At 69.8% G+C, this 275-nt stretch carries 1 protein-coding gene; it reads right to left on the bottom strand.

Translation table 11 applies throughout. The annotated features are described in order from the left end of the window. Positions 1 to 231 (bottom strand): MurR/RpiR family transcriptional regulator (locus tag AAEY78_RS12960; RefSeq protein WP_352339725.1); only part of this gene is annotated, 231 nt, incomplete at its 3' end. Positions 232 to 275 lie beyond the last annotated feature (44 nt).

The raw sequence follows: 275 nt of genomic DNA, 5'->3' as shown, positions 1-275 counted from the left end.
CGACACGCCTGGCGCGACGCTCTGCGCGAGCCGGATCTTGAATTCGCGAAAGCCGCTGCAGCCGAGCGCCTGGCAGAAGCGCGCGATCGTCGGCTGGCTGACGCCGGCGCGGGTCGACAGCTCGGTCATCGCGAGGTCGAGCACTTCGCGCGGCGCGGCGAGGATGTAGTCGGCGAGCTTGCGCTCGGACGGGCGCAGCTCGGGGCGGATCGCTTCAATGCGGGGCAGCATGGGACGGCACGTGGAAATCGGGTTCGGATGCGGGAGTGTATCGC

This window comes from Psychrobacter sp. 16-MNA-CIBAN-0192 (genome assembly GCF_040309565.1).
Lineage (GTDB): Bacteria > Pseudomonadota > Gammaproteobacteria > Pseudomonadales > Moraxellaceae > Psychrobacter.
The sequence above is the reverse complement of the archived record's forward strand: the minus strand, read 5'-3'. Positions and strand labels throughout refer to the sequence as shown.